The sequence below is a fragment of the Sphingorhabdus sp. genome (assembly GCF_035329025.1).
Lineage (GTDB): Bacteria > Pseudomonadota > Alphaproteobacteria > Sphingomonadales > Sphingomonadaceae > Sphingorhabdus_B.
On record NZ_DAOLHN010000017.1, the window covers coordinates 1 to 23098 of the forward strand.

At 56.6% G+C, this 23098-nt stretch carries 27 protein-coding genes; 11 read left to right on the forward strand and 16 right to left on the reverse strand.

Going from position 1 to position 23098, the window contains the following annotated elements; genetic code table 11:
- Positions 1-404: adenosylhomocysteinase (locus tag PKC81_RS06310; RefSeq protein WP_324334219.1), on the reverse strand; the 404-nt coding region annotated here is incomplete at its 3' end.
- Between the two features lie 98 nt (positions 405-502).
- Complete coding sequence (locus PKC81_RS06315) at positions 503-991, reverse strand: hypothetical protein (RefSeq protein ID WP_324334221.1); 489 nt, start codon at positions 989-991, stop codon at positions 503-505.
- 228 nt (positions 992-1219) lie between these two features.
- On the opposite strand from PKC81_RS06315, the gene PKC81_RS06320 reads away from it, so the two are divergent.
- From PKC81_RS06320 to PKC81_RS06330, 3 genes are all read left to right on the forward strand, one after another.
- Entirely contained in the window at positions 1220-1699 is a 480-nt protein-coding gene (locus PKC81_RS06320) for a peroxiredoxin (RefSeq protein WP_324334223.1), read from the forward strand.
- Positions 1700-1816: 117 nt separating this feature from the next.
- A complete protein-coding gene (locus PKC81_RS06325; RefSeq protein WP_324334225.1) occupies positions 1817-3250 on the forward strand; it encodes an AMP nucleosidase in 1434 nt (477 codons plus the stop codon).
- 8 nt (positions 3251-3258) lie between these two features.
- Positions 3259-4041 carry an SDR family NAD(P)-dependent oxidoreductase gene (locus PKC81_RS06330; protein ID WP_324334227.1) on the forward strand — a complete coding sequence of 261 codons (783 nt, stop codon included), beginning with the start codon at positions 3259-3261 and terminating at the stop codon, positions 4039-4041.
- 9 nt (positions 4042-4050) lie between these two features.
- Here the strand turns inward: PKC81_RS06330 and PKC81_RS06335 are convergent, their stop codons facing one another.
- Genes PKC81_RS06335 through PKC81_RS06350 form a run of 4 tightly spaced genes read right to left on the reverse strand, consistent with a single transcriptional unit; the run spans position 4051 to position 7916 of the window.
- Positions 4051-4746 carry an SIMPL domain-containing protein gene (locus PKC81_RS06335; RefSeq protein ID WP_324334229.1) on the reverse strand — a complete coding sequence of 232 codons (696 nt, stop codon included), beginning with the start codon at positions 4744-4746 and terminating at the stop codon, positions 4051-4053.
- Between the two features lie 23 nt (positions 4747-4769).
- Positions 4770-6578, reverse strand: coding sequence for a M2 family metallopeptidase (locus PKC81_RS06340; protein ID WP_324334231.1), 1809 nt, complete (start codon positions 6576-6578; stop codon positions 4770-4772).
- Positions 6579-6636: 58 nt separating this feature from the next.
- Positions 6637-7164 carry a hypothetical protein gene (locus PKC81_RS06345; RefSeq protein WP_324334233.1) on the reverse strand — a complete coding sequence of 176 codons (528 nt, stop codon included), beginning with the start codon at positions 7162-7164 and terminating at the stop codon, positions 6637-6639.
- Positions 7164-7916, reverse strand: a complete 753-nt coding sequence (locus PKC81_RS06350; protein ID WP_324334235.1) for an alpha/beta fold hydrolase — start codon at positions 7914-7916, stop codon at positions 7164-7166. Before PKC81_RS06350 ends, PKC81_RS06345 begins: the two co-directional genes overlap by 1 nt.
- A gap of 83 nt (positions 7917-7999) precedes the next feature.
- On the opposite strand from PKC81_RS06350, the gene PKC81_RS06355 reads away from it, so the two are divergent.
- From PKC81_RS06355 to PKC81_RS06365, 3 genes are read left to right on the forward strand one after another with little or no spacing between them, the layout of a single operon-like run.
- Positions 8000-8440 carry a MarR family transcriptional regulator gene (locus tag PKC81_RS06355; protein WP_324334237.1) on the forward strand — a complete coding sequence of 147 codons (441 nt, stop codon included), beginning with the start codon at positions 8000-8002 and terminating at the stop codon, positions 8438-8440.
- Complete coding sequence (locus PKC81_RS06360; RefSeq protein WP_324334239.1) at positions 8433-9491, forward strand: HlyD family secretion protein; 1059 nt, start codon at positions 8433-8435, stop codon at positions 9489-9491. The genes PKC81_RS06355 and PKC81_RS06360 overlap by 8 nt, the downstream gene beginning before the upstream one ends.
- Positions 9466-11025, forward strand: a complete 1560-nt coding sequence (locus PKC81_RS06365) for a DHA2 family efflux MFS transporter permease subunit (RefSeq protein WP_324334241.1) — start codon at positions 9466-9468, stop codon at positions 11023-11025. The genes PKC81_RS06360 and PKC81_RS06365 overlap by 26 nt, the downstream gene beginning before the upstream one ends.
- Here the strand turns inward: PKC81_RS06365 and PKC81_RS06370 are convergent.
- From PKC81_RS06370 to ffh, 10 genes are all read right to left on the reverse strand, one after another.
- Positions 11022-11672 (reverse strand): 2-hydroxychromene-2-carboxylate isomerase, encoded by a 651-nt coding sequence (locus PKC81_RS06370; RefSeq protein WP_324334243.1) that lies wholly within the window; start codon positions 11670-11672, stop codon positions 11022-11024. The genes PKC81_RS06365 and PKC81_RS06370 overlap by 4 nt on opposite strands.
- 20 nt (positions 11673-11692) lie before the next feature.
- Complete coding sequence (locus PKC81_RS06375) at positions 11693-12718, reverse strand: aspartate-semialdehyde dehydrogenase (protein ID WP_324334245.1); 1026 nt, start codon at positions 12716-12718, stop codon at positions 11693-11695.
- A gap of 129 nt (positions 12719-12847) precedes the next feature.
- The gene (gene rplS / locus PKC81_RS06380) at positions 12848-13231 is read right to left on the reverse strand and encodes a 50S ribosomal protein L19 (RefSeq protein ID WP_298599385.1); all 384 of its coding nucleotides are present in this window, start codon (positions 13229-13231) and stop codon (positions 12848-12850) included.
- Between the two features lie 41 nt (positions 13232-13272).
- Positions 13273-13977, reverse strand: a complete 705-nt coding sequence (trmD, locus tag PKC81_RS06385) for a tRNA (guanosine(37)-N1)-methyltransferase TrmD (RefSeq protein ID WP_324334248.1) — start codon at positions 13975-13977, stop codon at positions 13273-13275.
- Positions 13977-14276, reverse strand: a complete 300-nt coding sequence (locus PKC81_RS06390; RefSeq protein ID WP_324334250.1) for a hypothetical protein — start codon at positions 14274-14276, stop codon at positions 13977-13979. The genes trmD and PKC81_RS06390 overlap by 1 nt, the downstream gene beginning before the upstream one ends.
- A gap of 1 nt (position 14277) precedes the next feature.
- Complete coding sequence (locus PKC81_RS06395) at positions 14278-14652, reverse strand: type II toxin-antitoxin system VapC family toxin (protein WP_324334252.1); 375 nt, start codon at positions 14650-14652, stop codon at positions 14278-14280.
- A complete protein-coding gene (locus PKC81_RS06400) occupies positions 14652-14861 on the reverse strand; it encodes a hypothetical protein (protein WP_324334254.1) in 210 nt (69 codons plus the stop codon). The genes PKC81_RS06395 and PKC81_RS06400 overlap by 1 nt, the downstream gene beginning before the upstream one ends.
- 87 nt (positions 14862-14948) lie before the next feature.
- On the reverse strand, positions 14949-15428 hold the full coding sequence (gene rimM / locus PKC81_RS06405) for a ribosome maturation factor RimM (protein WP_324334256.1): 480 nt from the start codon (positions 15426-15428) through the stop codon (positions 14949-14951).
- A 3-nt stretch (positions 15429-15431) separates the two neighbouring features.
- Entirely contained in the window at positions 15432-15944 is a 513-nt protein-coding gene (gene rpsP / locus PKC81_RS06410) for a 30S ribosomal protein S16 (protein ID WP_324334258.1), read from the reverse strand.
- A 50-nt stretch (positions 15945-15994) separates the two neighbouring features.
- A complete protein-coding gene (gene ffh, locus PKC81_RS06415; protein WP_324334260.1) occupies positions 15995-17482 on the reverse strand; it encodes a signal recognition particle protein in 1488 nt (495 codons plus the stop codon).
- A 362-nt stretch (positions 17483-17844) separates the two neighbouring features.
- On the opposite strand from ffh, the gene PKC81_RS06420 reads away from it, so the two are divergent.
- From PKC81_RS06420 to PKC81_RS06440, 5 genes are all read left to right on the forward strand, one after another.
- Entirely contained in the window at positions 17845-19410 is a 1566-nt protein-coding gene (locus PKC81_RS06420; protein WP_324334262.1) for an EAL domain-containing protein, read from the forward strand.
- A 67-nt stretch (positions 19411-19477) separates the two neighbouring features.
- Complete coding sequence (dapF, locus tag PKC81_RS06425) at positions 19478-20284, forward strand: diaminopimelate epimerase (protein WP_324334264.1); 807 nt, start codon at positions 19478-19480, stop codon at positions 20282-20284.
- Complete coding sequence (gene mtaB / locus PKC81_RS06430; protein WP_324334267.1) at positions 20281-21522, forward strand: tRNA (N(6)-L-threonylcarbamoyladenosine(37)-C(2))-methylthiotransferase MtaB; 1242 nt, start codon at positions 20281-20283, stop codon at positions 21520-21522. Before dapF ends, mtaB begins: the two co-directional genes overlap by 4 nt.
- On the forward strand, positions 21519-22445 hold the full coding sequence (gene ftsY, locus PKC81_RS06435) for a signal recognition particle-docking protein FtsY (protein WP_324334269.1): 927 nt from the start codon (positions 21519-21521) through the stop codon (positions 22443-22445). Before mtaB ends, ftsY begins: the two co-directional genes overlap by 4 nt.
- Positions 22442-23065 (forward strand): inner membrane-spanning protein YciB, encoded by a 624-nt coding sequence (locus tag PKC81_RS06440; protein WP_324334271.1) that lies wholly within the window; start codon positions 22442-22444, stop codon positions 23063-23065. Before ftsY ends, PKC81_RS06440 begins: the two co-directional genes overlap by 4 nt.
- Positions 23066-23098: the final 33 nt, after the last annotated feature.

Sequence of the window (23098 nt, forward strand, 5' to 3'; positions counted from 1 at the left end):
TCGCCGCCATCGTCGAGGATCATGTTGGCGGTGCGGCCAGTGCCATCATCCCAATCAAAAATCTTGCCAACATAGTCCCAATAGTCGGCCAGGGTTTCGCCCTTCACAGCAAACACCGGAATGCCTGCAGCCGCAATTGCCGCCGCCGCATGATCCTGGGTCGAGAAGATGTTGCAGGTCGCCCAACGCACTTCGGCGCCCAGAGCCACGAGTGTTTCGATCAGCACGGCAGTCTGGATCGTCATGTGAAGCGAACCCGTGATCCGCGCGCCCTTCAAGGGCTGCGCTGCACCATATTCGGAACGAAGGGCCATCAGGCCCGGCATTTCGGTTTCAGCGATGGCAATTTCTGCTCGGCCATATTCGGCAAGCGAAAGGTCGGCGACGACATAATCTGCGGACACAGGATAAACTCCGGCTAGGGGATTTGAATTGCCAGCCCCCTAGCCGAGAATTTAAAGCAAGGCAATATCAATATAAAGATTGCTTTATATGCTATTCTCTATCGCCGCGCCGCGATTGAAACCGCACAGGCTTGAGCTGCCTGTTTGGGAACGCCGACAACACGATCAGCCATTTGGGCAAGCGTGTTAACGTCGTGGCGTCCCACAGCGAGTTGTTTCGACAGCTTTTCCAGTTCGGTACAGTCAGGGTCACCATGGCCTCCGCCATAATAGTTCGACAAACTAATGATGAAGCGGTCCAATTCAGCGAATGCTGCCTTGTCCCCCATGGTTCTGGCATATCTCGCCTTTATCAGATGGTGCTGACTGGCTAGAACGTCATTATTGAACCGGATGAACCTATTATAATCGCTCAGGAAATTTTGCTTTCCAAAGCGGCAGCGAAGCGCCGAGACCATCAGCATCTGATTCATATTGGCGATGCGCGCCGCATCCTGTTCGGCATTGTTCCAGCAAGCCTGCGCCGGTGTCGCCACCAAAGAAAGCGCCATTAGAGCGGCAGCGATACTCCCTCTATATTTCTTCATTTCAACACCCCTCCATCTTATATGGAGAGGCGACAATGCGGGATCGTGTTTACCGAAATTTCAACTTGAATGATGAAGCATCATTAACCAAGCGGCCTGTTGCCCTAATGTCACGTCGTATCGACAAGCGGACCTTGGAACCGACAAAGACAATCCCTATTTGCTTGGCATACGCATCCCACTATGCGTCAGGAGGCACTCGATATTTTGGCTATGGAAGGAAATGCCGTGACGATCAAAGTAGGTGACAAACTCCCCGATGTGAAACTGGTTAAGGCGACTGCAGAAGGCCCTCAGCCGGTGCAGAGCTCGGAATATTTTGCAGGCCGCAAGGTTGCCCTGTTTTCGGTACCGGGTGCATTTACGCCGACCTGCTCGGCGCGCCACCTCCCCGGCTTCGTCGAAAAGGCCGATGAGCTCAAAGCCAAGGGCATTGATGAAATCGCCTGCACGGCGGTCAATGACGCGTTCGTTCTCGGCGCCTGGAACAAATCGGGTGGCTCTGACGCGATCACCATGCTGGCAGACGGCAATGCCGATTTTGCGGAAGCTGTCGGCCTGACCATGGACGGTTCGGGCTTTGGCATGGGCAAGCGCGGCCAGCGTTTCTCAATGGTCGTCAACGACGGTGTGGTTGAACAAATCAACGTCGAGGCGCCTGGCGATTTCAAAGTCAGCTCAGCCGATTATATGCTTGGCCAGCTCTGACATAAGGCTGAAACAAGCTATTGGTAGTGTGGCCGAAGCCATCCTGCCAAAAATATGGGCGGGGTGATTCCCGCCCTTTTTGCTTGCCAAATTGCATGAAATGGACAATCCGCCTCCATGGCCAATAAACAGACACAAGACATAATCCGCCAAATCACCGAACATTATGACGCATCGGTTGCCCGCCTTCGCGATGCGCTTGCCGCCTATCTCAAAGACCGCACCCTGCCCGACATGGCAGACCGCGCAATTGGTGCATTTGCTTATCCCGAACTGGTCATCCGCTATCACGGTACCGAGCGCGATCATGCTGCAAACCTTGCCTTCGGACGACTGGAAAAGCCCGGCACCTACAGCATCACTTTGACCCGCCCCGAAATTTTTGGCGACTATCTCCGCAGCCAGATCGATCTGCTGGTCGACCAATATGAACTGGAAATGCAAGTCCGCCCCGGCAAACAGGAAATCCCCTTTCCTTACGTGCTCGATGGACTGGAACTGGGAGACGTTTCCCCGACCGAGCTGTCGAAATGGTTCCCGGCTACCGATCTGGCAGACATTGGCGATGAGGCCGCCGACGGCTTGCTGATTGCGAATGAAGATGGCTCGCCGCTGTCGCTGTTTGACGGATTGCGTACTGACTTCTCGCTCGCTCGCCTGAAGCACTATACCGGCACGCCTGCCGAGCATTTCCAACGCTACATCCTGTTCACCAACTACAACCGCTATGTCGACGAATTCGTTGCCTGGGCCTGCCAGCAGGTCGGCAAGGGCCGCTACACCGCACTGTCCGGCGCAGGTGGCCTATATGTTGATGAAGCAACAGAAGACCACGCCCAATTGGTTGCGGACAGCACATGGCGCAAGCACCAGATGCCCGCTTACCACTTGATGGCTGAGGGTGAGAGCGGCATAACGTTGGTCAATATCGGCGTTGGCCCTTCAAACGCGAAAAATATCTGCGATCACCTTGCCGTCCTGCGCCCCGAAGTCTGGCTGATGATTGGCCATTGCGGCGGCCTGCGTGATACACAACGCATAGGCGACTATGTGCTCGCCCACGCTTATTTGCGCGACGACAACATACTGGACCGAGTACTGCCGCCGGAAATTCCCATTCCCCCGATTGCCGAGGTTCAGCAGGCGCTTGAAGCTGCCGCCGTGCAGGTATCGGGCACCAGCGGCGCGAACCTTAAACGCCGGATGCGCACGGGAACTGTCGTCACCACTGATGATCGCAACTGGGAATTGCGTTACACCGACAGCGCGTTGCGTTTCTCGCAATCGCGTGCCGTTGCCATCGATATGGAATCCGCCACCATTGCCGCGCAAGGCTATCGTTTCCGTGTGCCCTACGGCACTCTGCTCTGCGTTTCGGACAAGCCGCTGCACGGCGAAATCAAGCTGCCGGGTCAGGCCAACCGCTTTTACGAAGAAGCTATCGCAGCCCACCTCCAAATCGGTATCCAGACATGTGAGCTACTGCGCGAAGCAGGAAACAGCCTTCATAGTCGCAAGCTGCGCGCTTTCAACGAACCCCCATTCCGCTGAGGATTATCATGGAAATATGCCCCCCATTGTCGCGCTCGATTGCAGGCCGCACGGCTATAATTACCGGAGCAGCCAGCGGCATGGGGCGGGCGACCGCCATCCTGTTCGCCAGCGAAGGCGCCAAGGTTGCAGTCACGGATTTGGATCAGGCGGCGTGCGATGCGGTTGTAGCCGAGATCAAAGCTAATAGTGGTACAGCGAACGCCTATGCCCTGGATGTTTCAAATCACGATGCGATCAAGTCGGTGATCGCGAATGTTGCCAATGATTTTGGGGGCATCGATATCCTTGTCAACAATGCCGGCATCTCTGCATTCTGCCCTCTAGATGCTGCGGACGAATATGATGCAATCTGGGACCGCGCACTGGCCATTCTGCTGACCGCTCACCAACGCACGGTGCGCGCTGCGCTTCCTTGGCTGCGCAAGAGCGACGCCGCCCGTATCGTCAATATCGCTTCCACCGAAGGGCTAGGCGCCACCCCCGGCGATACGCCCTATGTCGCAGCCAAGACCGGAGTAACCGGTCTGACACGCGGCATGGCTGTCGATTTGGGCAAGGAGGGCATCACCGTCAACTGCATCTGCCCCGGGCCGATCCGGACCGGCATGACCAACAATGTACCCGAAGACGACAAGATGCTTTACGCCAAACGCCGCACCGCACTGCGCCGCTATGCGTGGCCCGAAGAGGTGGCGCACATGACGCTCAGTCTTGTTCTACCCGCCGCCAGCTTCATCACGGGCGCCGTCATCCCTGTAGACGGCGGCTTGATGGCAAGGAACGCCTGACCGCTGCTTTCAGGGCGTACCGGGTGCAGGTGCCGAATTGAACATCGGCCCGAACACAATGTCGATCTTTACATTGGCATTGGCAACAACATCGCCTTCGTTGACCGAACCACCATTGGGCGTCGTCGACACCCCTGATGATACTTCCTCTATCCGCGTTATGCGCCGTACTACCATAGTGAGTGCTGTTGCATAAGCATCCGCCTGTCGCTTGGCATCGTCGATTGCGCGCTGGCGGGCGAAAGTCAGCAGTGCGTTGCGGTCAGTTACATCATATTGCGGCGGCTGGATCGACCGCACCTCGGCACCCTCCATCGACGAAATCACTTCGCTGAGACGAGTCTGGTCATAAAGATCGATGTAAATATGCCAAACCGACCGCGCCTGCCCCGCTGTTGGTTGGCTGGATGGTGCCGTTTTGGTTTTCCTGATCTGCGCCGGGCTGACGCCCATTGTACCAAGGCTGTTGACCAGCATATCAAAATTCTGCTGGTTCAGGGCATCGGCATCGACCGCGCTGGCGGCATCCGAGACCATCTGTCCGCTCAGATAGACAATATTGCCCCTTTGCGTATAACTTCCAGACCCCGAGATGTTGAGAACAACTTCGCCCTGCAGCAACTGCGACTGATAATTGACTGACTGGGCGGAAACGGCGCCCGGTATCGAAAGTGCCAAACCAAGGCAGGCTATCGATTTACGCATGGCGCCATTTCCTCCTCCGAGCTTTACCAGCCCTTCTTCTGCCCCTTATTCTGCTTTTTCAACCAATCCATCAAGGGTTTAAAATATTCGATCATCGCCTTGCCCGACATTTCGCGGCTTCCGGTGAAGGCTTCGAGTGCGTCTGGCCACGGCTTGGATGCGCCCATTTCGAGCATCGCATTCAACTTCTGGCCGACCTCTTTGTTGCCATAGAAGGAACAACGGTGCAGCGGTCCTTTCCAGCCAGCGGCATCGCAGGCGGCCTTGTAGAACTGGAATTGCAGGATGCGGGCCAGGAAATAGCGGGTGTAAGGCGTGTTACCCGGGATATGGTATTTTGCCCCCGGATCGAAGGCATCTGCAGGACGTTCAACCGGCGGAACAATGCCCTGATACTGCCGACGAAGGTCAGTCCAGCCCTTGTTGTAGTTTGCCGGAGTGATCGTTCCGTTGAACACGCCCCAACGCCATTTGTCGACGAGCAGACCAAAGGGCAGGAATGCCACCTTGTCCATAGCCTGACGCAGCAACAGGCCAGTGTCCTTATCCGCACTGGGTACCTTCGATTTATCGAGCAGGCCGATCTGCACCAGATATTCCGGTGTTATCGACAGCGCAATGGCATCACCAATCGCTTCATGGAAGCCATCATTCGCACCATTCAGATGCAGATAGCTTTGCTTGTTATAGGCCCGCTGATAATAATTGTGGCCCAACTCGTGATGAATGGTCACGAAATCGCTGCTGTTGACCTTTATGCACATCTTGATGCGCAGATCATCGACATTGTCGATATCCCAGGCCGAAGCGTGACAGACCACTTCCCGATCGCGCGGCTTGAGAAATTGTGAGCGGTCATAAAAACTTTTTGGCAGCGGGTCGAAGCCCAGCGACGAGAAGAAGCCCTCGCCGATTTTCACCATGCCGATTTCGTCGATATTCTTGGCTTTCAGCAGATCGCCAATATCATAACCGATATCACCGGCACCTGCAGGCGCTACAATATCGTAAATGCCACCCCATTCCTGTGCCCACATATTGCCGAGCAAGTCAGCGCGGATCGGTCCGGTTTTGGGTTGTACCGCATCTCCATATTCCGCGTTCAGCTTGTTCCGCGTGTAGGTGTGCAGTTCATCGTAAAGCGGTTTCACCTCGAGCCAAAGCTTGTCGGTCAGTTTGGCAAAATCATCGGCGGGCATATCATAGCCCGAACGCCACATGGCACCGACGTCCTTGAAGCCCAGCTCGTTCGCTCCTTCATTGGCAATTTCGACCATGCGGGCATAATCCTTGCCCATCGGCTTACCGACATTGTCGTGCCAGCTGGTCCACATTTCCTTCAGCTCTTCGGGGTTCCGGTTGGTGCCCATTTCCGCTTCAATGTCGGAGCCGTTGATTTCCTTGCCCTTGAGCGTGCCTTTCCCCTTGCCATAGGTCGAATTCAGCTTGGTTGCGATGGTGCTTAGCTCGGCAGCAGCTCCCGCTTTGGTCGGCGCTGGCAGAACAAGGCCGCCACGCAAAATATCAAGCTTCCGCCGTGTCTCAGCGGAGAGGCCTGCGACATTCTGGAACTTTGCGGCTTCCAGCGCATATTGAACCGACTTTTCGGTGCCAATCTCGCCATATTTCGCTGCCAGGGCATCGGTATCATCGGTGATATGGGTGGCGTTGACCCAGTAAACCCGACCGGCTTCGATGGAAAAATCGAACAGATCTTTTTCTGCCTTCGCGATAAAGGCTTCAGCATCAGCGACAGAAGGCGCATCCTGCGCCGCAACTGGAGTTGCAAGAAGCGCAGCCGCGAGTGCGACTGACGATATGAATTTATTCATCTGAAAACTCCCCAGAGATCTATATATGATACAGCACTGCGCCTGCTGGCCGATTTGGTCAAGAGTCCCTGCGCGCCATTTGTCGAAGCAGGAGTGCTGCTAACAGACCGACGAAAGTGACCAGCCAAGCCACCGTCTTCAATGGGCGTACCGCGGCCGCCAGTCCGGCCAGCGCATCGCTGCCTTCATAGCGCATAACCTGGATGAATTGAGAGATTGTTTCGGCATAGTCTGTCACGCAGAACAGAGCTGAAGCGACCATGATGACTATCCCGAGCCGCGACAAGCCGGGGGCACTTTCTGAACGCATTGTCTTGCCGCCAAGCCAGGCACCCCAACTATATACGGCTATGAAAACCAGATCGATCGCCATGCTGACCCGCGCCAGCCACAACACTCTATCCGCCCGCCACGCCGACTGGATGGCATCCACCCTGGCTGCAGTTGCCGCTGCCTGATGGTCGGATATGCCTGTCGGCGCAATGCTGTTCGATATCGACGGGTTCAGGACGATCATAACGGCAAACAGCATCAACCCTGACAACCAGAAACGCCAAAAGCCTTTTTCGATTGGCGTCTCCTCCATCACAAAGCCTCCAGCAAATAATCCCTGATGACCTCTCCCAATTCGGGTTTGATTACAGCGCTCATGTGATTGCCCGGTACTGAAATCAACCGGCCCTGGGGCAATGTTCGGGCCAGCGCAGTTGCAGAACCATTATCGTTGTCATCTTCTCCGCAGACCACACCAATCGGCAAGTCAAAGCGGGCAAGAAGGTCAACCGGTGTATCAACGAAAGTGTCCAATATGCGCAATAACGCCACCGGATCGCCACCCGTCGTTTTCAGAAATGCTTCGGCCATGAACGCAGGCGATCCGCGTTCATGCTTTCCCAGATTTTCGAGTACATGGCGAAAATGCCCGGCGCGTTTGCCAGTATCGGCCAGTCCTTCGAGGCCCATGCCTGAAATCACCACACGTCGCGGACGACATCCTTTTGCGAGCATCCTCGCCACTGTTCGTCCACCCAGCGAATAGCCCCCCAGATCGAAATCACTAAGGCCGAGATGGTCGATCAAAGCAAGTTGGTCGTCGGCCAATATGTCCTTGGGATAATGTGCCGGATCATGCGGTTTGTCGCTGAGCCCGTGCGCGCGCAGGTCTGGCATGATTACGCGAAATCCAGCCTCAGCCAGGAGAGCCGCATGACCATATTTGATCCAATTGGTTTCCGCTTCGCTGAAATAGCCGTGCAACAGAATAACGGGCCTGCCTTCCCCGACTTCACGTACATGGATGGCGATGCCGTCGACGGTTTTGAATATCCAGTTTTGCATGAGGCCAAGTTACGCAGAGCAACGTATCAAGGCAAGCAGTTGGAGCATTGCCTATAATAAGCATTGCTATTATATCAGTGCCTATGAGCGAAGATCTTGGTTTCCTGATTGGCGATACAGCGCGGCTTATGCGTCGCGCATTTGACGAGCGTGTCCGGACCAAAGGCATTACCCGCCCACAATGGCGGGTGCTGGGGCTTCTAAACCGCTTCGGAGGCAGCACACAGGTCGCGCTCGCCGAAATGATGGATGTCGAACCGATTACATTGGGCCGCATGATTGACAGGATGCAGGATGCAGGTCTGGTCGAGCGCCGCGCTGACCCAAGCGATCGCCGTGCATGGCGCGTCTATCTGACAGCGTCAGGCGAATCGCGCCTCGAAGACCTGAAGCCGCTCGCCACTGAATTGTTTGCCGATGCCGTTTCGGGTTTGAACGATGCCCAGCAAGCTAATCTTGAAGCAATGCTCGACACCATCCGCCTCAACCTTACCCGCAAAGCACCGGAGGCCGCCAATGGCTGAAGCCGATGCCCAAATGAAGCCCAGCGCGCAAATGGAGTCACAACCGCTAAAGCATCCGCGCAAATGGTTGCGCTTGCTGGCAATGGTATCAGTTCCATTGCTCCTGCTGGTCGGTGGCATCGCCTATTATCTTGCCAATGACCATTATGTCTCAACCGACAATGCCTATGTGCAGCAGGACAAGGTTTCGGTCGCCGCCGAAGTCGGGGGCCGGATTGTCGAAGTCGGCGTAAAGGAAAACCAGCATGTCAACGCAGGCGACCTGCTGTTTCGCATAGACCCCGAACCATTCAAGATTGCGATTGCCCAAGCAGAGGCATCGATTGCCGCCGCACAGGTGAAAGTAGTGACGCTCGAAACGGACCTCGGCAATAGCGGCGTCGACATTCAGGCTGCGCGCGATGATGTCGCCTTTTTTACTGAAGAGTATAAGCGTCAGTCGTCGCTGATGCAGAGCGGCTTCACCACCAAGGCCCGTCTGCAGGCAGCTGAACATGCGCTGTCGACGGCCCGCAGCAAACTGGCCGGTGCCGAAGCAGACGCAAAAATGGCGCGCGCTGCCCTTGCCACCGGCGCAGCGGCTCCCGGTGTAAACCCGGGCGTGCTTGCCGGACAGGTCCAGCGCGACAAGGCGCTGCTTGACCTATCCAAAACCGAAATTCGCGCACCTGCCAGCGGCATTGTTAGCCAGGCAGACCGGCTGCAATATGGCCAGATGATGGTGCAAGGCCTGCCTGCATTGACGATCGTCACAGATGGCAATGGCTGGGTAGAAGCCAACTTCAAGGAAACAGACCTCGCCAAAATGCGCGTGGGCCAACCCGCCAAAGTCAGCTTTGACGCCTATCCCGGCCTCAAGATCAAAGGCCGTGTCGCTAGCATCGGCGCAGGCACTGGCTCTGAATTCTCGGTTCTTCCGGCACAAAATGCCAGTGGCAATTGGGTAAAGGTCACACAGCGCGTTCCGGTACGGATCGAAATTCTCGAAAAGCCAAAGCGGCAAATGATCGCCGGATTGTCGGCCTATGTCCGCATCGACACCAGCAAGTAACTACACCCCGGGCAAGGCAGCGCTACCCGTCGAGCATCGGGGTTTGCTGACCGTTGCCGTCATGGGCGCGTCGATTATCCAGATCCTCGATTCCACCATCGCCAATGTCGCAATACCCCATATGCAGACCAGCCTGGGCGCGACCATCGACAGCGTCACATGGGTATTGACCAGCTATATCCTGGCAAGCGCCGTGGCGATGCCTGCGGCTGGATGGCTTTCGGATCGTGTCGGATCCCGCCGGCTGTTTCTGTTTGCCGTTGCCGGTTTTATCGTGACGTCGATGCTGTGCGGCATCGCGACCAGCCTCACACAAATGGTTCTGTTCCGTATCCTGCAGGGGATATGCGCCGCCTTTATCGGCCCGCTTTCCCAGACCATATTGCTGGATATCAATCCGCCGGAAAAAGCGCCACGCGCGATGCAGGTCTGGGGCATGGGTATTATGATTGCCCCCATTTTCGGACCGATGATCGGTGGGTGGCTGACTGAAAGCTATAACTGGCGCTGGGTCTTCTACATCAATCTGCCCATCGGCATTCCAACATTGGCCTTGCTCTGGTGGTTATTGCCATCGCGCCCGGTTACCGAGAGAAAGCTCGACGTTTTCGGCTTTGCGATGCTCGCGCTTGGCCTGGCCTCCTTGCAATTGATGCTCGATCGTGGCCAGCATGAAGACTGGTTCGAAAGCTGGGAAATCATCATTGAGCTGGGTGTTGCGATCGCTGCATTCTGGATGTTCGCCATCCACAGCATGACGACCAAAAAGCCGTTATTCGATCCCAATATGATCACCAACGGTAACTTCCTGACCGCGCTGATGTTCGGGTCGTTGATTGGCCTGATGATGTATGGCATTTTCGCATTGCTGCCGCCTATGCTGCAGAACATCTATGGCTACACCGTATTCGACACCGGCGCGCTGCTTGCCCCGCGCGGGATTGGGATATTGATCGGGATGGTGGTGGCTGGCCGGTTGGTCACCTTCCTCGACATTCGCTGGATCATTTTTTCGGGCTTTTCACTCGTCGCGCTGTCGATGTGGCTGATGACCGGTTGGGCCATCGAAATGGGGGCTTGGCACTTCATCACCGTTGGCCTGCTGCAGGGCTTTGGCATGGGCGTGACCTTCATGCCCACCAACGTCATTGCCTTTTCCACCCTGCCCTTGTCGGTACGCACCGATGCCTCCAGCCTGCTCTATCTCGCCCGCAGTCTGGGCGGTAGTTTGGGTATTTCAATCAGCGTCACGATGCTGACACGCAGCATGCAAATCAACCATGAAGAATTGGGCGGCAGGATTACCTCATCCAGCTTTGACGTAATCGATCCGTCAACAGCCGACCGCTTCGGCGTACTCGGCGATGCCGTGATGCGCGTTCTGGACCTGGAGATAAACCGGCAAGCGGCAATGATTGCCTATCTGAGCGACTTCCAGCTGATGTTCTATATGGTGCTCGCGTTCCTGCCGCTGGTCTTGCTGATAAAGCCCGTCAAACCCGAGCTCGAACCTCCGCAGCACCTGCCTGACTAACCGCGTTTTTGAAGTCCCTTTTGCTGCATCCGCCATAGCGCCATTTCAATCCGGTCTTGCCCAAAAAAGGGCTCACTTTCAAACACCAGCGTTGGCACTCCCCAATGGCCGCCTGCTTCGAGTGCGGCCTGGTTGGCATGGATTTCTGCGTCAAGCGCTTCTGCGTCGTTCAGAGCCTCAGCATCCAGTTCGGCAAGGTCAAGACCGGCTCGCTCGGCGGCACCCGCCAGATGATCGCCTTCGTGCCAGTTTTCCGCTCCGCCCCAGATCAGCTTGGCGGCCTCATGTGCAAAACCCAAACCCTTGCCCCGACGCGCCGCTGCCTGCCCGATACGCGTCAGGCGATATATATAGGGCTGATCCTCGGAAATCTGCCGCGTCACAACGTTCTGTACGATCGGATCGGGACGGGGCGGGCCGAATGCTATGCCGTGATATTGAGCGACCCGCATCATGTCGGTAAAGGTGTAGCGCAGCCAGTTAGGGTGGTTCCGCTCGAAGAAATCTGGCTCGCGAATGGCAAGTGGATAGACCGGACGAAGCGCAATATCGATTCCCCATTCCTCCGCCATCGCACGATATCGTCCGATGGCGAGGTAGGAATAAGGCGAGCGAAACGAGAAGAAGAGGTCGGCATGAAGTGTCATGCCGACACCCTGAACTGCATTTAGCCCTTCTTCAAGTGCCGACGGCCCAGCAATTCAGCAATTTGCACAGCGTTTAGCGCTGCACCTTTGCGGAGGTTATCCGAGACGCACCAAAGATTGAGGCCATTATCGACGGTCGAATCGTCACGTACGCGGCTGATAAAGGTCGCATAGTCGCCGACACATTCGATGGGAGTGACGTATCCGCCATCCTCGCGCTTATCGACCAGCATCACGCCAGGGGCTTCACGCAGGATGTTTTGCGCCTCTTCGGCAGACAGTTCATTTTCGAATTCGATGTTGATCGATTCCGAATGGCCGACAAAGACGGGTACACGAACGCAAGTTGCCGTCACCTTGATCTTGGGATCGAGGATCTTCTTGGTCTCAACCACCATCTTCCATTCTTCCTTGGTCGACCCGTCCTCGAGAAACTTGTCAATATGCGGTATGACGTTGAAAGCTATCTGCTTGGTGAATTTGCGCGGCTCAACCTGGTCGCCCACGAATATGGCACGCGACTGTTCGAACAATTCGTCCATGCCTGCTTTGCCCGCCCCTGAGGCGGACTGATAGGTCGACACCACAACGCGCTTAATTTTCGCGGCATCGTGCAACGGCTTGAGAGCCACAACCAGCTGTGCTGTTGAGCAGTTCGGGTTGGCGATGATGTTACGCGCCTTATATCCGTCAATCGCGTCTGGATTGACCTCTGGCACGATCAACGGCACGTCGGGATCCATCCGATAGAGCGATGCGTTATCGATCACCACACAGCCCGCAGCCGCAAATTTGGGTGCATATTCCTTTGACCCGTCGGTGCCGATGGCGAACAGCGCAATATCCCAACCAGCCGGATCGAAATGCTCGATATTCTGGACCTTCAGCGTCTGACCGGTTTCACCAAACTCGATCGTGTCACCAGCAGAACGCGACGAGGCAAGCGCGGCCAGTTCATCGATCGGGAATTCCCGCTCCGCCAGGATATTCAGCATTTCGCGCCCGACATTGCCCGTGGCACCCGCAACTACAACTCGATAACCCATTATGACTTCCTCACATTCGAACTTGCTATCGGGACCCCCGCTTTCACGGGGGCAGGCATAAAAAAGGCCGGGGTCCCTTTAGCGGATCCCGGCCCTTTCGGTATCTTGGTTTCAAACAACCAGACGGGATCAGCCTGCGGCATCCTGTTTGGTAGTAATCTTGCGTTCGGCGATACGCGCCTTTTTACCGGTGCGGCCGCGCAAATAGTAAAGCTTCGCACGACGAACAGCGCCGCGGCGGACAACTTCGATGCTTTCAACGTTCGGCGAATAAAGCGGGAATACGCGCTCTACGCCTTCGCCGAACGAAATCTTGCGGACGGTGAAGTTCGATCCCATGCCCTTGTTCGAACGCGCGATGCACACGCCTTCATAATTCTGCACACGGGTACGATCACCTTCGATCACCTTCACGCCAACGCGCAGGGTGTCACCGGCCCGGAATTCCGGGATGTTCTTCTTGGTGGCAAGTTCGGCAATCGCCTCTTGCTCAAGTGTCTGGATCAGGTTCATGGCCTGTCTTCTTCCTTCTTCAACTGCACACCAGAGGCAGGTCAGTCCCGAGCGTTCTTGTAACGCTCCCAAAGGTCTGGCCTGCGTAGCCGTGTATCGTTCTCGGCCTGTTGTTTCCGCCAGGCTTTGATCTTCGCATGATCCCCCGACCGCAGCACTTCAGGGATCGTGCGCCCTTCCCACTCTTGGGGTCGGGTATAGTGCGGATATTCTAACAAACCCTGTTCAAAGGATTCGTCGTCCCCGCTTGAAGCCGCGCCCATTACGCCGGGAAGCAGCCGAATGCAAGCATCTAAAAGCATCAAAGCGCCCATTTCCCCACCGGAAAGGATGATGTCGCCCATGCTGACCTGCTCGATTTGCGGACGGGCGTCGAACAGGCGCTCGTCAAAGCCCTCAAAACGGCCGCAAAGGATGGTGACACCGGGGCCGGTTGCGAGTTCGCGAATGCGCGCTTGGGTGATGGGTTTACCGCGCGGTGTCATGGCGAGAATGGGTAAATCCGGTGTTTTTTCAACCGCATGATCGACCGCTGCCGCCATGACGGCGGCCTTCAACACCATCCCCGCTCCACCACCTGCAGGTGTGTCATCGACAGTGCGATGCTTGTCGCTCGCAAAGTCACGGATGTGGATGGGATTGCAGGCCCATCTGCCCTCCGCCAATGCGCGGCCAGCGAGCGACACACCAAGCGGGCCAGGGAACATCTCCGGATAGAGGGTGAGGATTTTGGTTTCGAAGGTCATCAGGATTTTGGCGGGACGGATTTGAGTGAAGCAACAACAAGTCCGCCTGCTATGCCGATCGAACAGCCAACGAAAGGAATTCCCACGATGAAGGCACTCGCGTCAGTAATGCTCATGTCGACCTCGCGCATCAAGCTCAAGCCAAACATCGCCAAGTATGCCAATACGGGCAGCGGCGCATAGCCAATCAAAACCACCGAAACCCAGTAGGCTTTTTGCCTTCCTTCCAATCGGGCAAACAGGGCGACCAAAGACGAAAGCAAGAATGACGGAAGACACCACGCCATCAGATAGATCATGTCAAACCGTCCAATTCTCAACCTTCAGCCCCGGCACATCGGCAAAGTCCTTTTCATTTCCGGTCACAACGACTAAGTTCCGCGAAAGCGCATGAGCGGCGATCAATCGATCAAAGCTACCCCGTTTGAACGGCAAACGTGCATATTCCATGGCCGCTGCGTGATCGAAATCGAGAACAGGCACTTCTTCCATGAACGCACCCAACTCTTCCATCGTTGGCGGCTTGCCTTTCTCAACGCCCAAAGCAACCTCGGCAAGCGCGATTGACGAGGTTACTATATCATCGGAGTCGCATTCGGCAGCACGACTAACGACCTTTTCATCGGCATCGATTGTCAACGCGACGATGATGTTGGTATCCAATAGGTACCGCATCAATTGCGCTTGATCTCTTCGTTCGTCGATGGTCGCGGTTCGAACAACCGACTTTCGGGAGCAATATATCTCAAGGTACTGGCCGATCCGGCTACTTTCGCGATGTTGAACTTGCGTTTGGGCTTTTCCATTGGCTCGATAACGATGCGGTCATCATCCATCACAACCGTCCATTCCCGATCCGGCTCGATGCCCAGTGCCGCAGGCATTCGAATTGCTACGGAATTGCCCGATTTAAAGCTTTTTGCAGGATATTCTTTGCCCATACGCGCCTCCGTATATACATGATGTATATACTATTGAGCAAAGGCAGCGTCAACGACAATCCGCTCTCCCCATTCAGGCACCGCGCGTTCATTCATCGGCACCATGAATTTCTTGCGGTCGGGCTTTCCGATTTCCAATATGTCGCCTGCGCCGAAATTTTCGACTGCAATGCAGGTGCCCAGATCGGCACCGTCGGTGGACACGCATGGCAGCCCTATCAGATCGCTGTAATAATATTCGCCATCGTCCAACGCTGGCAGTTCGCTGCGTGGTACGGTCAGCAATGTGCTGCGCAGCGCTTCTGCGGCATTGCGGTCGGTGATTTCGGCGAAACGCGCGATCGCGCCGCCCTTGTGCGGGCGTACCGATTTCAGTGTCAGCGCACCGCCATTGTAATTTTTATGCCGTTTGAGGCTATCCACGCTCTCGGCGAACAGCTTTAACCGGACTTCGCCCGTCACGCCGTGCGCGCCCGAAATGGCGGCAAGCGTGACGGCCTTGTCAGCCAAGGATTAACCCTCAGCCTTTTCTTCGCTGGCCTCGTCAGAAGCAGGCGCTTCTTCAGCGGCGGCTTCGACAGGAGCAGCTTCTTCGGCAGCGGGTGCTTCGGCAGCGACTTCCTCTGCGGGAGCGGCTTCTTCAACAACTTCTTCAACCGCAGGAGCCGCAGCAGCAGCTTCTTCAGCTTCTGCGATCTTGGCAGCCTTGTCTTCAGCGCGGTCCTTGGCTTTCTGGCCGGGTTCGCCCTTGTTCGGATTGTTCTTCGCAGCGCGTTCCTTCACGCCAGCGGCGTCGAGAAAGCGTGCAACACGGTCCGAAGGCTGCGCACCAGCGGCGAGCCAGTGCTTCGCGCGGTCGGCATCGAGAACGATACGCGCAGCATCATCCTTGGCAAGCAGCGGATTGTAGCTGCCGATACGCTCGATGAACTTGCCGTCGCGCGGTGCACGCGCGTCAGCGACGACGATTTTGTAATAAGGGCGCTTCTTTGAACCGCCGCGCGACAAACGCATTGCCAATGCCATGATATTTACCTTTACCTTTCTGAAACAATTCTTTGAATTAATGTGAAGTTCTATTTTTTCTTATTCAGCAACCGAGCGATGTCCGGCGGCAAGCCGCCCGCACCACCACCAGGCATACCCGGAAGGCCACCCATTCCTTTGGGCATCGAACCCGGCGGCAACCCGTGCATGCCCTCCATCGTCGCGCCCAGATCGCCGCCCGATTTGCCGAACAACGCGGCAAGCCCTTTCAGCCCGCCCATTTTCTTGATGCGCTTCATCGCGCTTTCCATCTCCTGATGCATTTTCAGGAGGCGGTTGACGTCTTGCACCGTGGTGCCCGAACCATTGGCGACGCGGATCTTGCGCTTCGCGTTCAATAATGCTGGCTTTTCGCGTTCTTTAGGCGTCATCGAGCCGATGATTGCATCCATGCGGTGCAGTATTTTGTCGTCCATACCGCCTTGCGCCATCGCCGCCTTGGCCTTTTTCATGCCCGGCATCATACCAGCAAGAGCACCAAGACCGCCCATCTTGGTCATCTGGCGAAGCTGGGCGCGCAGATCATTGAGGTCGAACTGGCCTTTCGCCATTTTGGCGGCGAGCTTTTCCGACTCTTCCTGATCGACAACCTGTGCGGCGCGCTCAACCAGGCCGACAACGTCGCCCATGCCAAGAATACGGCCGGCAACGCGTTCCGGATGGAAGGCCTCGATGGCGTCCATCTTTTCGCCGACGCCCGCGAATTTGATCGGCTTTCCGGTAACGGCGCGCATCGAAAGTGCAGCACCGCCGCGCGCATCGCCGTCCATACGGGTCAGCACGACGCCAGTCAGATCAACCTGTTCGCTAAAATTCTGTGCGACGTTGACTGCATCCTGACCGGTCAAAGAGTCGACCACGAGCAGGATTTCCTGCGGCGTTGAAACGTTGGCGACAGCCTTCATTTCGTCCATCAGTTGCTGGTCAACATGCAGGCGACCTGCGGTATCAAGCATCAGGACGTCGAAGCCCTGCAGCTTTGCCGCCTGCATCGCGCGCTTGGCAATATCCACCGGCTGCTGGCCCGCAACAATTGGCAAAGTTGCAACATCGACTTGGGTACCGAGCGTCGCCAACTGCTCCTGCGCGGCCGGGCGGTTGACGTCCAGCGACGCCATCAATACCTTTTTGCGCTCCTTCTCCTTGAGAAGTTTGGCAATCTTTGCAGTCGTGGTGGTTTTACCCGACCCTTGCAGGCCAACCATCATGATGATCGCGGGCGGCGCAACGGCGAGGTTCAGTTCGCTCGCATCCGAGCCGAGCATTTCGACAAGCGCATCATTGACGATTTTGACGACCTGCTGGCCAGGCGTAACCGATTTAAGCACCGACTGGCCGACGGCCTGCTCGGTAACCTTCTCGACAAATTCGCGTGCCACCGGAAGCGCGACGTCGGCCTCAAGAAGCGCAACGCGAACCTCACGCATCGCTTCGCGGACGTCTGCCTCGTTCAGCGCACCGCGACCGCGCAGGCGATCGAATACGCCTCCTAACCGGTCGCTCAGCTTGTCGAACATCGAACTTCCTTCAACACTGTCCGTGCAGAAACGCACAACACGCCGGTGGGCGAAACCTCGCTGACCGGCGTGTGATGTTGCTGCACATCGATAAATAGAGCCAAAGCCCCGTGTGGACGGGCCATTAGCCCCGACTGTGCAAAAATGCAAGCCGGTTATAAGAGACGGCAACCCGACTGCACTAGCAACCCTGGATTAACCCAATTTTGACCTTTCTTCTGCAGAAAGCCTGCGAATACAGGGGTAAGGATGATATGCGGGCCACGCGGAACAATCGCCCAGAAATCGGTGAAGACGGACAAGTCATTCGGGGCGATTCAGCTTCCCGGACAAGTCTGCTACTTATCTTTTCGGTACTTGCCATGTTCGTCTATATTGGCGGATCAGTAGGCACACAGCTGGTGAAGCAGTATTTCGGTCAAGGTGCGACGACCGACCAGGCCATGGTTTCCGCACTGCTACTCAATATTGCCCTCATATTGCTGATTTGGCGTCGCACCAGCGCGCTGAGTGACGAAGTCGATGTCTATCGCCAGGCTGAAGTTCGCGCCCAGCACTTGGCCATCACCGACCCGCTGACAAACCTGTTCAATCGAAGAGCTATCAAGGAAAAGACGGCCGAATTGACGACGCGGGCTTCGCGGCGAGGCAAATCGGTTGCTTTCCTGATGATTGATCTGGATGGTTTCAAAAAGATCAACGATCTTTATGGTCACGACAGCGGTGATCAGCTGCTGCGCGAAGTTGCGGATCGCATGCGCGATACCGTCCCCCCTTCCAGCGTGCTGTCGCGTCTGGGCGGTGATGAGTTCGGCATCTGTATGGTGTTTGAACCCGAATTTCCGGAAACCGTCGATCGTGTTGCTGAAGATTTGATAGAAGCCCTGTCTCGACCGGTTACCATCGGCGATACCGACCATAGCATCACCGCGTCGATCGGTATCAGTAGGCCGGAGTTGGACTGCGACGGCATAGATATGCTGATCCGCCGTGCAGACATTGCCCTTTACGCAGCAAAGAAAAACGGCCGTAACGGCTTCTGCTGGTTTGAGAACGGTATGGAAGTCGAACTGCGTACCCGCAATTCGCTTGAAGCCGATATCCGTGCGGCCATCCCCAATGACGAGTTCGTTCCCTATTTCGAACAACAGATCGACTTGCAGACTGGCGAACTGGCGGGCTTTGAAATGCTCGCACGCTGGGTCTCACCCATGCGCGGTCTGATTCCGCCTGACGAATTCATTCCCGTCGCCGAAGAAACCGGCATGATCGGGGATCTTTCGATCAGCATAATTCGCAAGGCCATGCTTGAGGCGAAGAATTGGGACCCGAAACTGACCATCTCGGTCAACATTTCGCCCGTCCAGTTAAAAGACCCTTGGCTCGCGCAGAAAATCGTAAAGCTGCTGGTTGAAACGGGCTTTCCGGCCCAGCGACTTGAAGTCGAGATTACCGAGAGCTCGCTGTTTAAAAATCTCAGCCTTGCCCAATCGATTGTAGGCAGCCTGAAGAACCAGGGCATTCAGATTGCCTTGGACGATTTCGGCACTGGATACAGCTCACTTGCACATCTGCGCGCATTACCGTTCGATCGCATCAAGATCGATCGCAGTTTTGTCTCGACGATGCTGGAAAACCCGGAGAGTGCGGCGATCGTAAATGCCATTGCCGGACTTGGATCCAGCCTGAGCGTGCCGATTACCGCAGAAGGAATTGAAGAACAGGCACTGGTAGACAAGCTCCGAGAACTGGGCTGCACCAAGGGCCAGGGATGGTTTTATGGCCAGCCCATGTCGGTCGACAATGTTCGGAAAATGCTGGCTGAACGCAATCTTCTGGTCAGCCGCAAATCTTCAAATCTGGGCGATAAGGCCGAGGCAGACGAACAGCCTGCCTATGGCAGCAAGGTGCAACGCGCCGCTAGCTGACAACGATAAGGCAAGGCGCGGCTTTCTCTGGACTTGGGACTAGACGATAGCCTAATGCGCTGCCGTTATGGCAGCGCCTTTTCACAAGATGCACGGACTGGGCAACGATTTCGTTGTCATCGATGCCCGCAGCGACCCTGTCAAAATGACTGGACCGCGCGCGCATGCGATCGCCGACCGCCGGACGGGGATTGGCTGCGACCAGCTCATTTTGCTCGAGCCCTCTTCATCCGCCGACGTGCGGATGCGCATTTTCAATGCCGACGGTGGAGAAGTGGAAGCGTGTGGCAACGCGACGCGCTGTGTCGCGACATTGCTGGGCAAGCCGGCCCGCATCGAAACCAAAGGTGGAATCCTCGAAACGCAGCCACAGGAAAACAGTGCGACGGTATTCCTGAACCCGCCAGCCTTTGATTGGGAGTTCATCCCGCTCGCCATGCCTATGGATACGTTCGACATGCCGGTTGGCTGGGAAGACCTCGAACGACCGATGGCGGTCAATGTCGGCAATCCGCATGTCATTTTCTTTGTCCCCGACACCGACGCCGTCGACCTTGAGCGACTAGGGCCGGTCATCGAGACGGACCCGTTGTTTCCTGAAAAAATAAACGTCAATGTGGCGACCATCGTCGATCCCCAAAATATCCGGCTGCGCGTGTGGGAGCGCGGCGTGGGGCTGACGCTGGCGTGCGGCACCGGTGCGTGCGCCACAGCCGTTGCCGCAATCCGCAGTGGCAAGGCAGTATCGCCGGTCACTGTCCACCTGCCCGGCGGCGATTTGCGCATCGGCTGGCAGGAAGGCGCCCCGATCGAGATGGAGGGTGCAGCCACACACGTCTTCACCGGCGAAGCTGACTGGAGCGCATTCGGTTGAGCAGCCCCGAAATCATTACCATGGGCTGCCGTCTAAACTTGGCGGAAAGCCATGCCTTGGCGGAGCAACTGGGTGACGAACCCAATTTGGTTATCGTCAACAGCTGTGCGGTGACCAACGAAGCGGTGCGCCAAACCCGTCAGGCTATCCGTCAGGCACGTAAGCGCCGCCCCGATGCGCGCATCATCGTCACCGGCTGCGCAGCGCAGATCGAACCGCAGACCTTCGAGGTGATGGCAGAGGCCGATGCGGTCATCGGCAACATCGAGAAACAATCCCCTGCCCTGTTTGCTATCGACGGCCCCAAGGTGCGCGTCAGCGACATCATGGCGGTGCAGCAGACCGCGCCGCACCTTGCCACCGCCTTTTCCGGCAACACCCGTGCGTTTGTCGAGGTGCAGACCGGCTGCGACCATCGCTGCACTTTCTGCATCATACCCTACGGCCGCGGGAACAGCCGTTCGGTTCCTGCCGGCCAGGTTGTCGAGCATATCCAGCGACTGGTCGACCGGGGCATCGCCGAAGTGGTGCTGACCGGTGTTGATGTTACCAGCTATGGCCACGACCTTCCTGGCCAACCCAATTTCGGGCGGTTGGTGGAGCAGATCATCCGCCATGTCCCCACCCTGCCCCGCCTTCGCCTGTCTTCCATTGACGGGGTCGAAATCGACCAGCGTCTATTCGACCTGATTACTGGCGAACCCCGCATCATGCCGCATGTGCATCTGAGCTTGCAGGCGGGCGATAACCTGATCCTGAAACGCATGAAGCGTCGCCATTCGCGCGAGCAGGCGATCGAGATTGTGGCGCGCATGAAGGCCAAGCGCTATGATATCGCCATCGGCGCGGACATCATCGCCGGTTTCCCGACCGAAGATGAAGCGATGTTCGGAAACAGCCTCGCGCTGGTCGAAGATTGCGCCATCGTCCACGGCCACATCTTCCCTTACTCGCCAAAAGCCGGAACGCCTGCCGCAAAAATGCCGCAAGTCCGGGCGCAAGACATCAAAGATCGCGCGCGCAGACTGCGTGAAGCCGTCGCGGCCAAACGCGATGCATGGCTCAAATCTCTGATCTGCAGCACACAAAAAATTGTCGTCGAGGCAGGCGGCACATCTGGCCATTCGGAAAATTTCGCTTATGTCGAACTCGACCGCAAGGTGCCTGAAGGCGCTATTGTAACCGCATTGATCGAAGGACAGGAAAATGGACGGCTCCAAGGAAGGGTCGCCGGATGAGTGACAATCCCGGCTGGCGCGACAAGCTGCTTGGCGGCCTCAAGAAAACGTCGAGCAAACTCAGCGAAAATCTGACCGGCCTGATTACCAAGGGCAAGCTTGATGCGGAAATGCTCGACGAGATCGAAGAGGCGTTGATCGTCACCGATCTTGGCCCCGCAACCGCTGCACAAATCCGCGACAAGCTTGCGGCCACGCGCTTCGACAAGGGCATCGACATGGCCGACCTGCGCGAAGTGGTCGAGGAAGAACTTACGCAAATCCTGACGCCAGTGGCCAAGCCGCTCGAAATCGACGCCTTCCCGCGTCCGCAGGTCATCCTCGTGATCGGCGTCAACGGATCGGGCAAAACCACCACCATTGCCAAGCTGGCGCATAATTTCCTTGAACAGGACTATGGCGTGATGCTGGCGGCCGGCGACACATTCCGTGCGGCTGCCATCGGCCAGCTCAAGGTCTGGGCTGACCGGATTGGCGTACCAATCGTCACCGGACCCGAAGGCGGTGATGCCGCAGGCGTAGTCTTTGATGCCGTGAAGAAAGCGACGGCAGAAGGCATCGACGTGCTGATCGTCGACACCGCAGGCCGCCTGCAGAACAAACGCGAATTGATGGACGAGCTCGCCAAAATACGCCGCGTTCTGGGTCGCCTGAACCCGGCTGCACCGCATGATGTCGTCCTCGTCCTCGACGCGACCACCGGGCAGAATGCGCTCAGCCAGATTGAAATCTTCAAGGAAGTGGCTGGCGTGACCGGCCTTGTGATGACCAAGCTGGATGGCAGCGCACGAGGTGGCGTTCTAGTTGCCGCAGCCAAACAGTTCGGCCTTCCGATCCACGCCATTGGTGTTGGTGAAACGATTAACGACCTCCGCCCCTTTGATGCTCGCGACCTCGCGGTTGCGATTGCAGGATCCGCATGAACGATACGCCAACCGCCAAGCCCAAACATGGCATGCTCAACTTCCTGCTCGATTTTGGGCCGCTGCTGCTGTTCTTCGTGGCATCAAAGCTGGGTTCATCTGATGCCGATCCCAAGCAAGGCGCAATTGTCGGCACCGGCACCTTCATGGTCGCCATCGTGATTGCGGTGATCGTGTCGAAATGGAAAATCGGCAAGATATCGCCGATGCTCAAATTGACAGCGGCGCTGGGCGTGTTTTTCGGCGCACTGACCCTCTGGTTCCACGACGAACGCTTTATCCAGATCAAACCAACACTGATTTACGCCTTTTTCGGCCTATTGTTGATTGGCGGCTGGGTGCGGGGGAAAGCGCTGCTGCGCTATGTATTGGAGGCCGCCTATGACGGCCTTGATGATAAGGGCTGGCTCAAACTGTCGCTCAACTGGGGCCTGTTCTTTGCCGCCTTGGCCACTGCGAACGAGGCGATGCGCGCAACGCTCAGCTTTGATCTGTGGCTCACACTAAAGGTCTGGGGCGTGACAATCATCACCTTCCTTTTCGCAATGGCGAATATCCCGATGTTGTTGAAGCATGGCCTGAAACTGGGTGACGAGCCCAATGTGCCGCCGCAGGGCTAATCCTGTAGCTAACAAAGCCACCCTTCCCCTTGT

Excerpts from the sequence above, each read along its gene's own strand:
- PKC81_RS06390 (WP_324334250.1), bottom strand. The coding sequence starts at position 14,276 with ATGATCTATCTGATGGCGTGGTGTCTTCCGTCATTCTTGCTTTCGTCT.
- rpsP (WP_324334258.1), bottom strand. The coding sequence starts at position 15,944 with ATGGCATTGGCAATGCGTTTGTCGCGCGGCGGTTCAAAGAAGCGCCCT.
- PKC81_RS06370 (WP_324334243.1), bottom strand. The coding sequence starts at position 11,672 with ATGACACTTCATGCCGACCTCTTCTTCTCGTTTCGCTCGCCTTATTCC.
- PKC81_RS06365 (WP_324334241.1), top strand. The coding sequence starts at position 9,466 with ATGTCCGCATCGACACCAGCAAGTAACTACACCCCGGGCAAGGCAGCG.
- PKC81_RS06395 (WP_324334252.1), bottom strand. The coding sequence starts at position 14,652 with ATGCGGTACCTATTGGATACCAACATCATCGTCGCGTTGACAATCGAT.
- PKC81_RS06400 (WP_324334254.1), bottom strand. The coding sequence starts at position 14,861 with ATGCCTGCGGCACTGGGCATCGAGCCGGATCGGGAATGGACGGTTGTG.
- PKC81_RS06420 (WP_324334262.1), top strand. The coding sequence starts at position 17,845 with ATGTTCGTCTATATTGGCGGATCAGTAGGCACACAGCTGGTGAAGCAG.
- trmD (WP_324334248.1), bottom strand. The coding sequence starts at position 13,977 with ATGACCTTCGAAACCAAAATCCTCACCCTCTATCCGGAGATGTTCCCT.
- PKC81_RS06315 (WP_324334221.1), bottom strand. The coding sequence starts at position 991 with ATGAAGAAATATAGAGGGAGTATCGCTGCCGCTCTAATGGCGCTTTCT.
- PKC81_RS06330 (WP_324334227.1), top strand. The coding sequence starts at position 3,259 with ATGGAAATATGCCCCCCATTGTCGCGCTCGATTGCAGGCCGCACGGCT.
- PKC81_RS06350 (WP_324334235.1), bottom strand. The coding sequence starts at position 7,916 with ATGCAAAACTGGATATTCAAAACCGTCGACGGCATCGCCATCCATGTA.
- ffh (WP_324334260.1), bottom strand. The coding sequence starts at position 17,482 with ATGTTCGACAAGCTGAGCGACCGGTTAGGAGGCGTATTCGATCGCCTG.
- rplS (WP_298599385.1), bottom strand. The coding sequence starts at position 13,231 with ATGAACCTGATCCAGACACTTGAGCAAGAGGCGATTGCCGAACTTGCC.
- ftsY (WP_324334269.1), top strand. The coding sequence starts at position 21,519 with ATGAGTGACAATCCCGGCTGGCGCGACAAGCTGCTTGGCGGCCTCAAG.
- PKC81_RS06345 (WP_324334233.1), bottom strand. The coding sequence starts at position 7,164 with ATGGAGGAGACGCCAATCGAAAAAGGCTTTTGGCGTTTCTGGTTGTCA.
- PKC81_RS06355 (WP_324334237.1), top strand. The coding sequence starts at position 8,000 with ATGAGCGAAGATCTTGGTTTCCTGATTGGCGATACAGCGCGGCTTATG.
- PKC81_RS06340 (WP_324334231.1), bottom strand. The coding sequence starts at position 6,578 with ATGAATAAATTCATATCGTCAGTCGCACTCGCGGCTGCGCTTCTTGCA.
- PKC81_RS06375 (WP_324334245.1), bottom strand. The coding sequence starts at position 12,718 with ATGGGTTATCGAGTTGTAGTTGCGGGTGCCACGGGCAATGTCGGGCGC.
- dapF (WP_324334264.1), top strand. The coding sequence starts at position 19,478 with ATGGCAGCGCCTTTTCACAAGATGCACGGACTGGGCAACGATTTCGTT.
- PKC81_RS06360 (WP_324334239.1), top strand. The coding sequence starts at position 8,433 with ATGGCTGAAGCCGATGCCCAAATGAAGCCCAGCGCGCAAATGGAGTCA.
- PKC81_RS06440 (WP_324334271.1), top strand. The coding sequence starts at position 22,442 with ATGAACGATACGCCAACCGCCAAGCCCAAACATGGCATGCTCAACTTC.
- PKC81_RS06325 (WP_324334225.1), top strand. The coding sequence starts at position 1,817 with ATGGCCAATAAACAGACACAAGACATAATCCGCCAAATCACCGAACAT.
- PKC81_RS06335 (WP_324334229.1), bottom strand. The coding sequence starts at position 4,746 with ATGCGTAAATCGATAGCCTGCCTTGGTTTGGCACTTTCGATACCGGGC.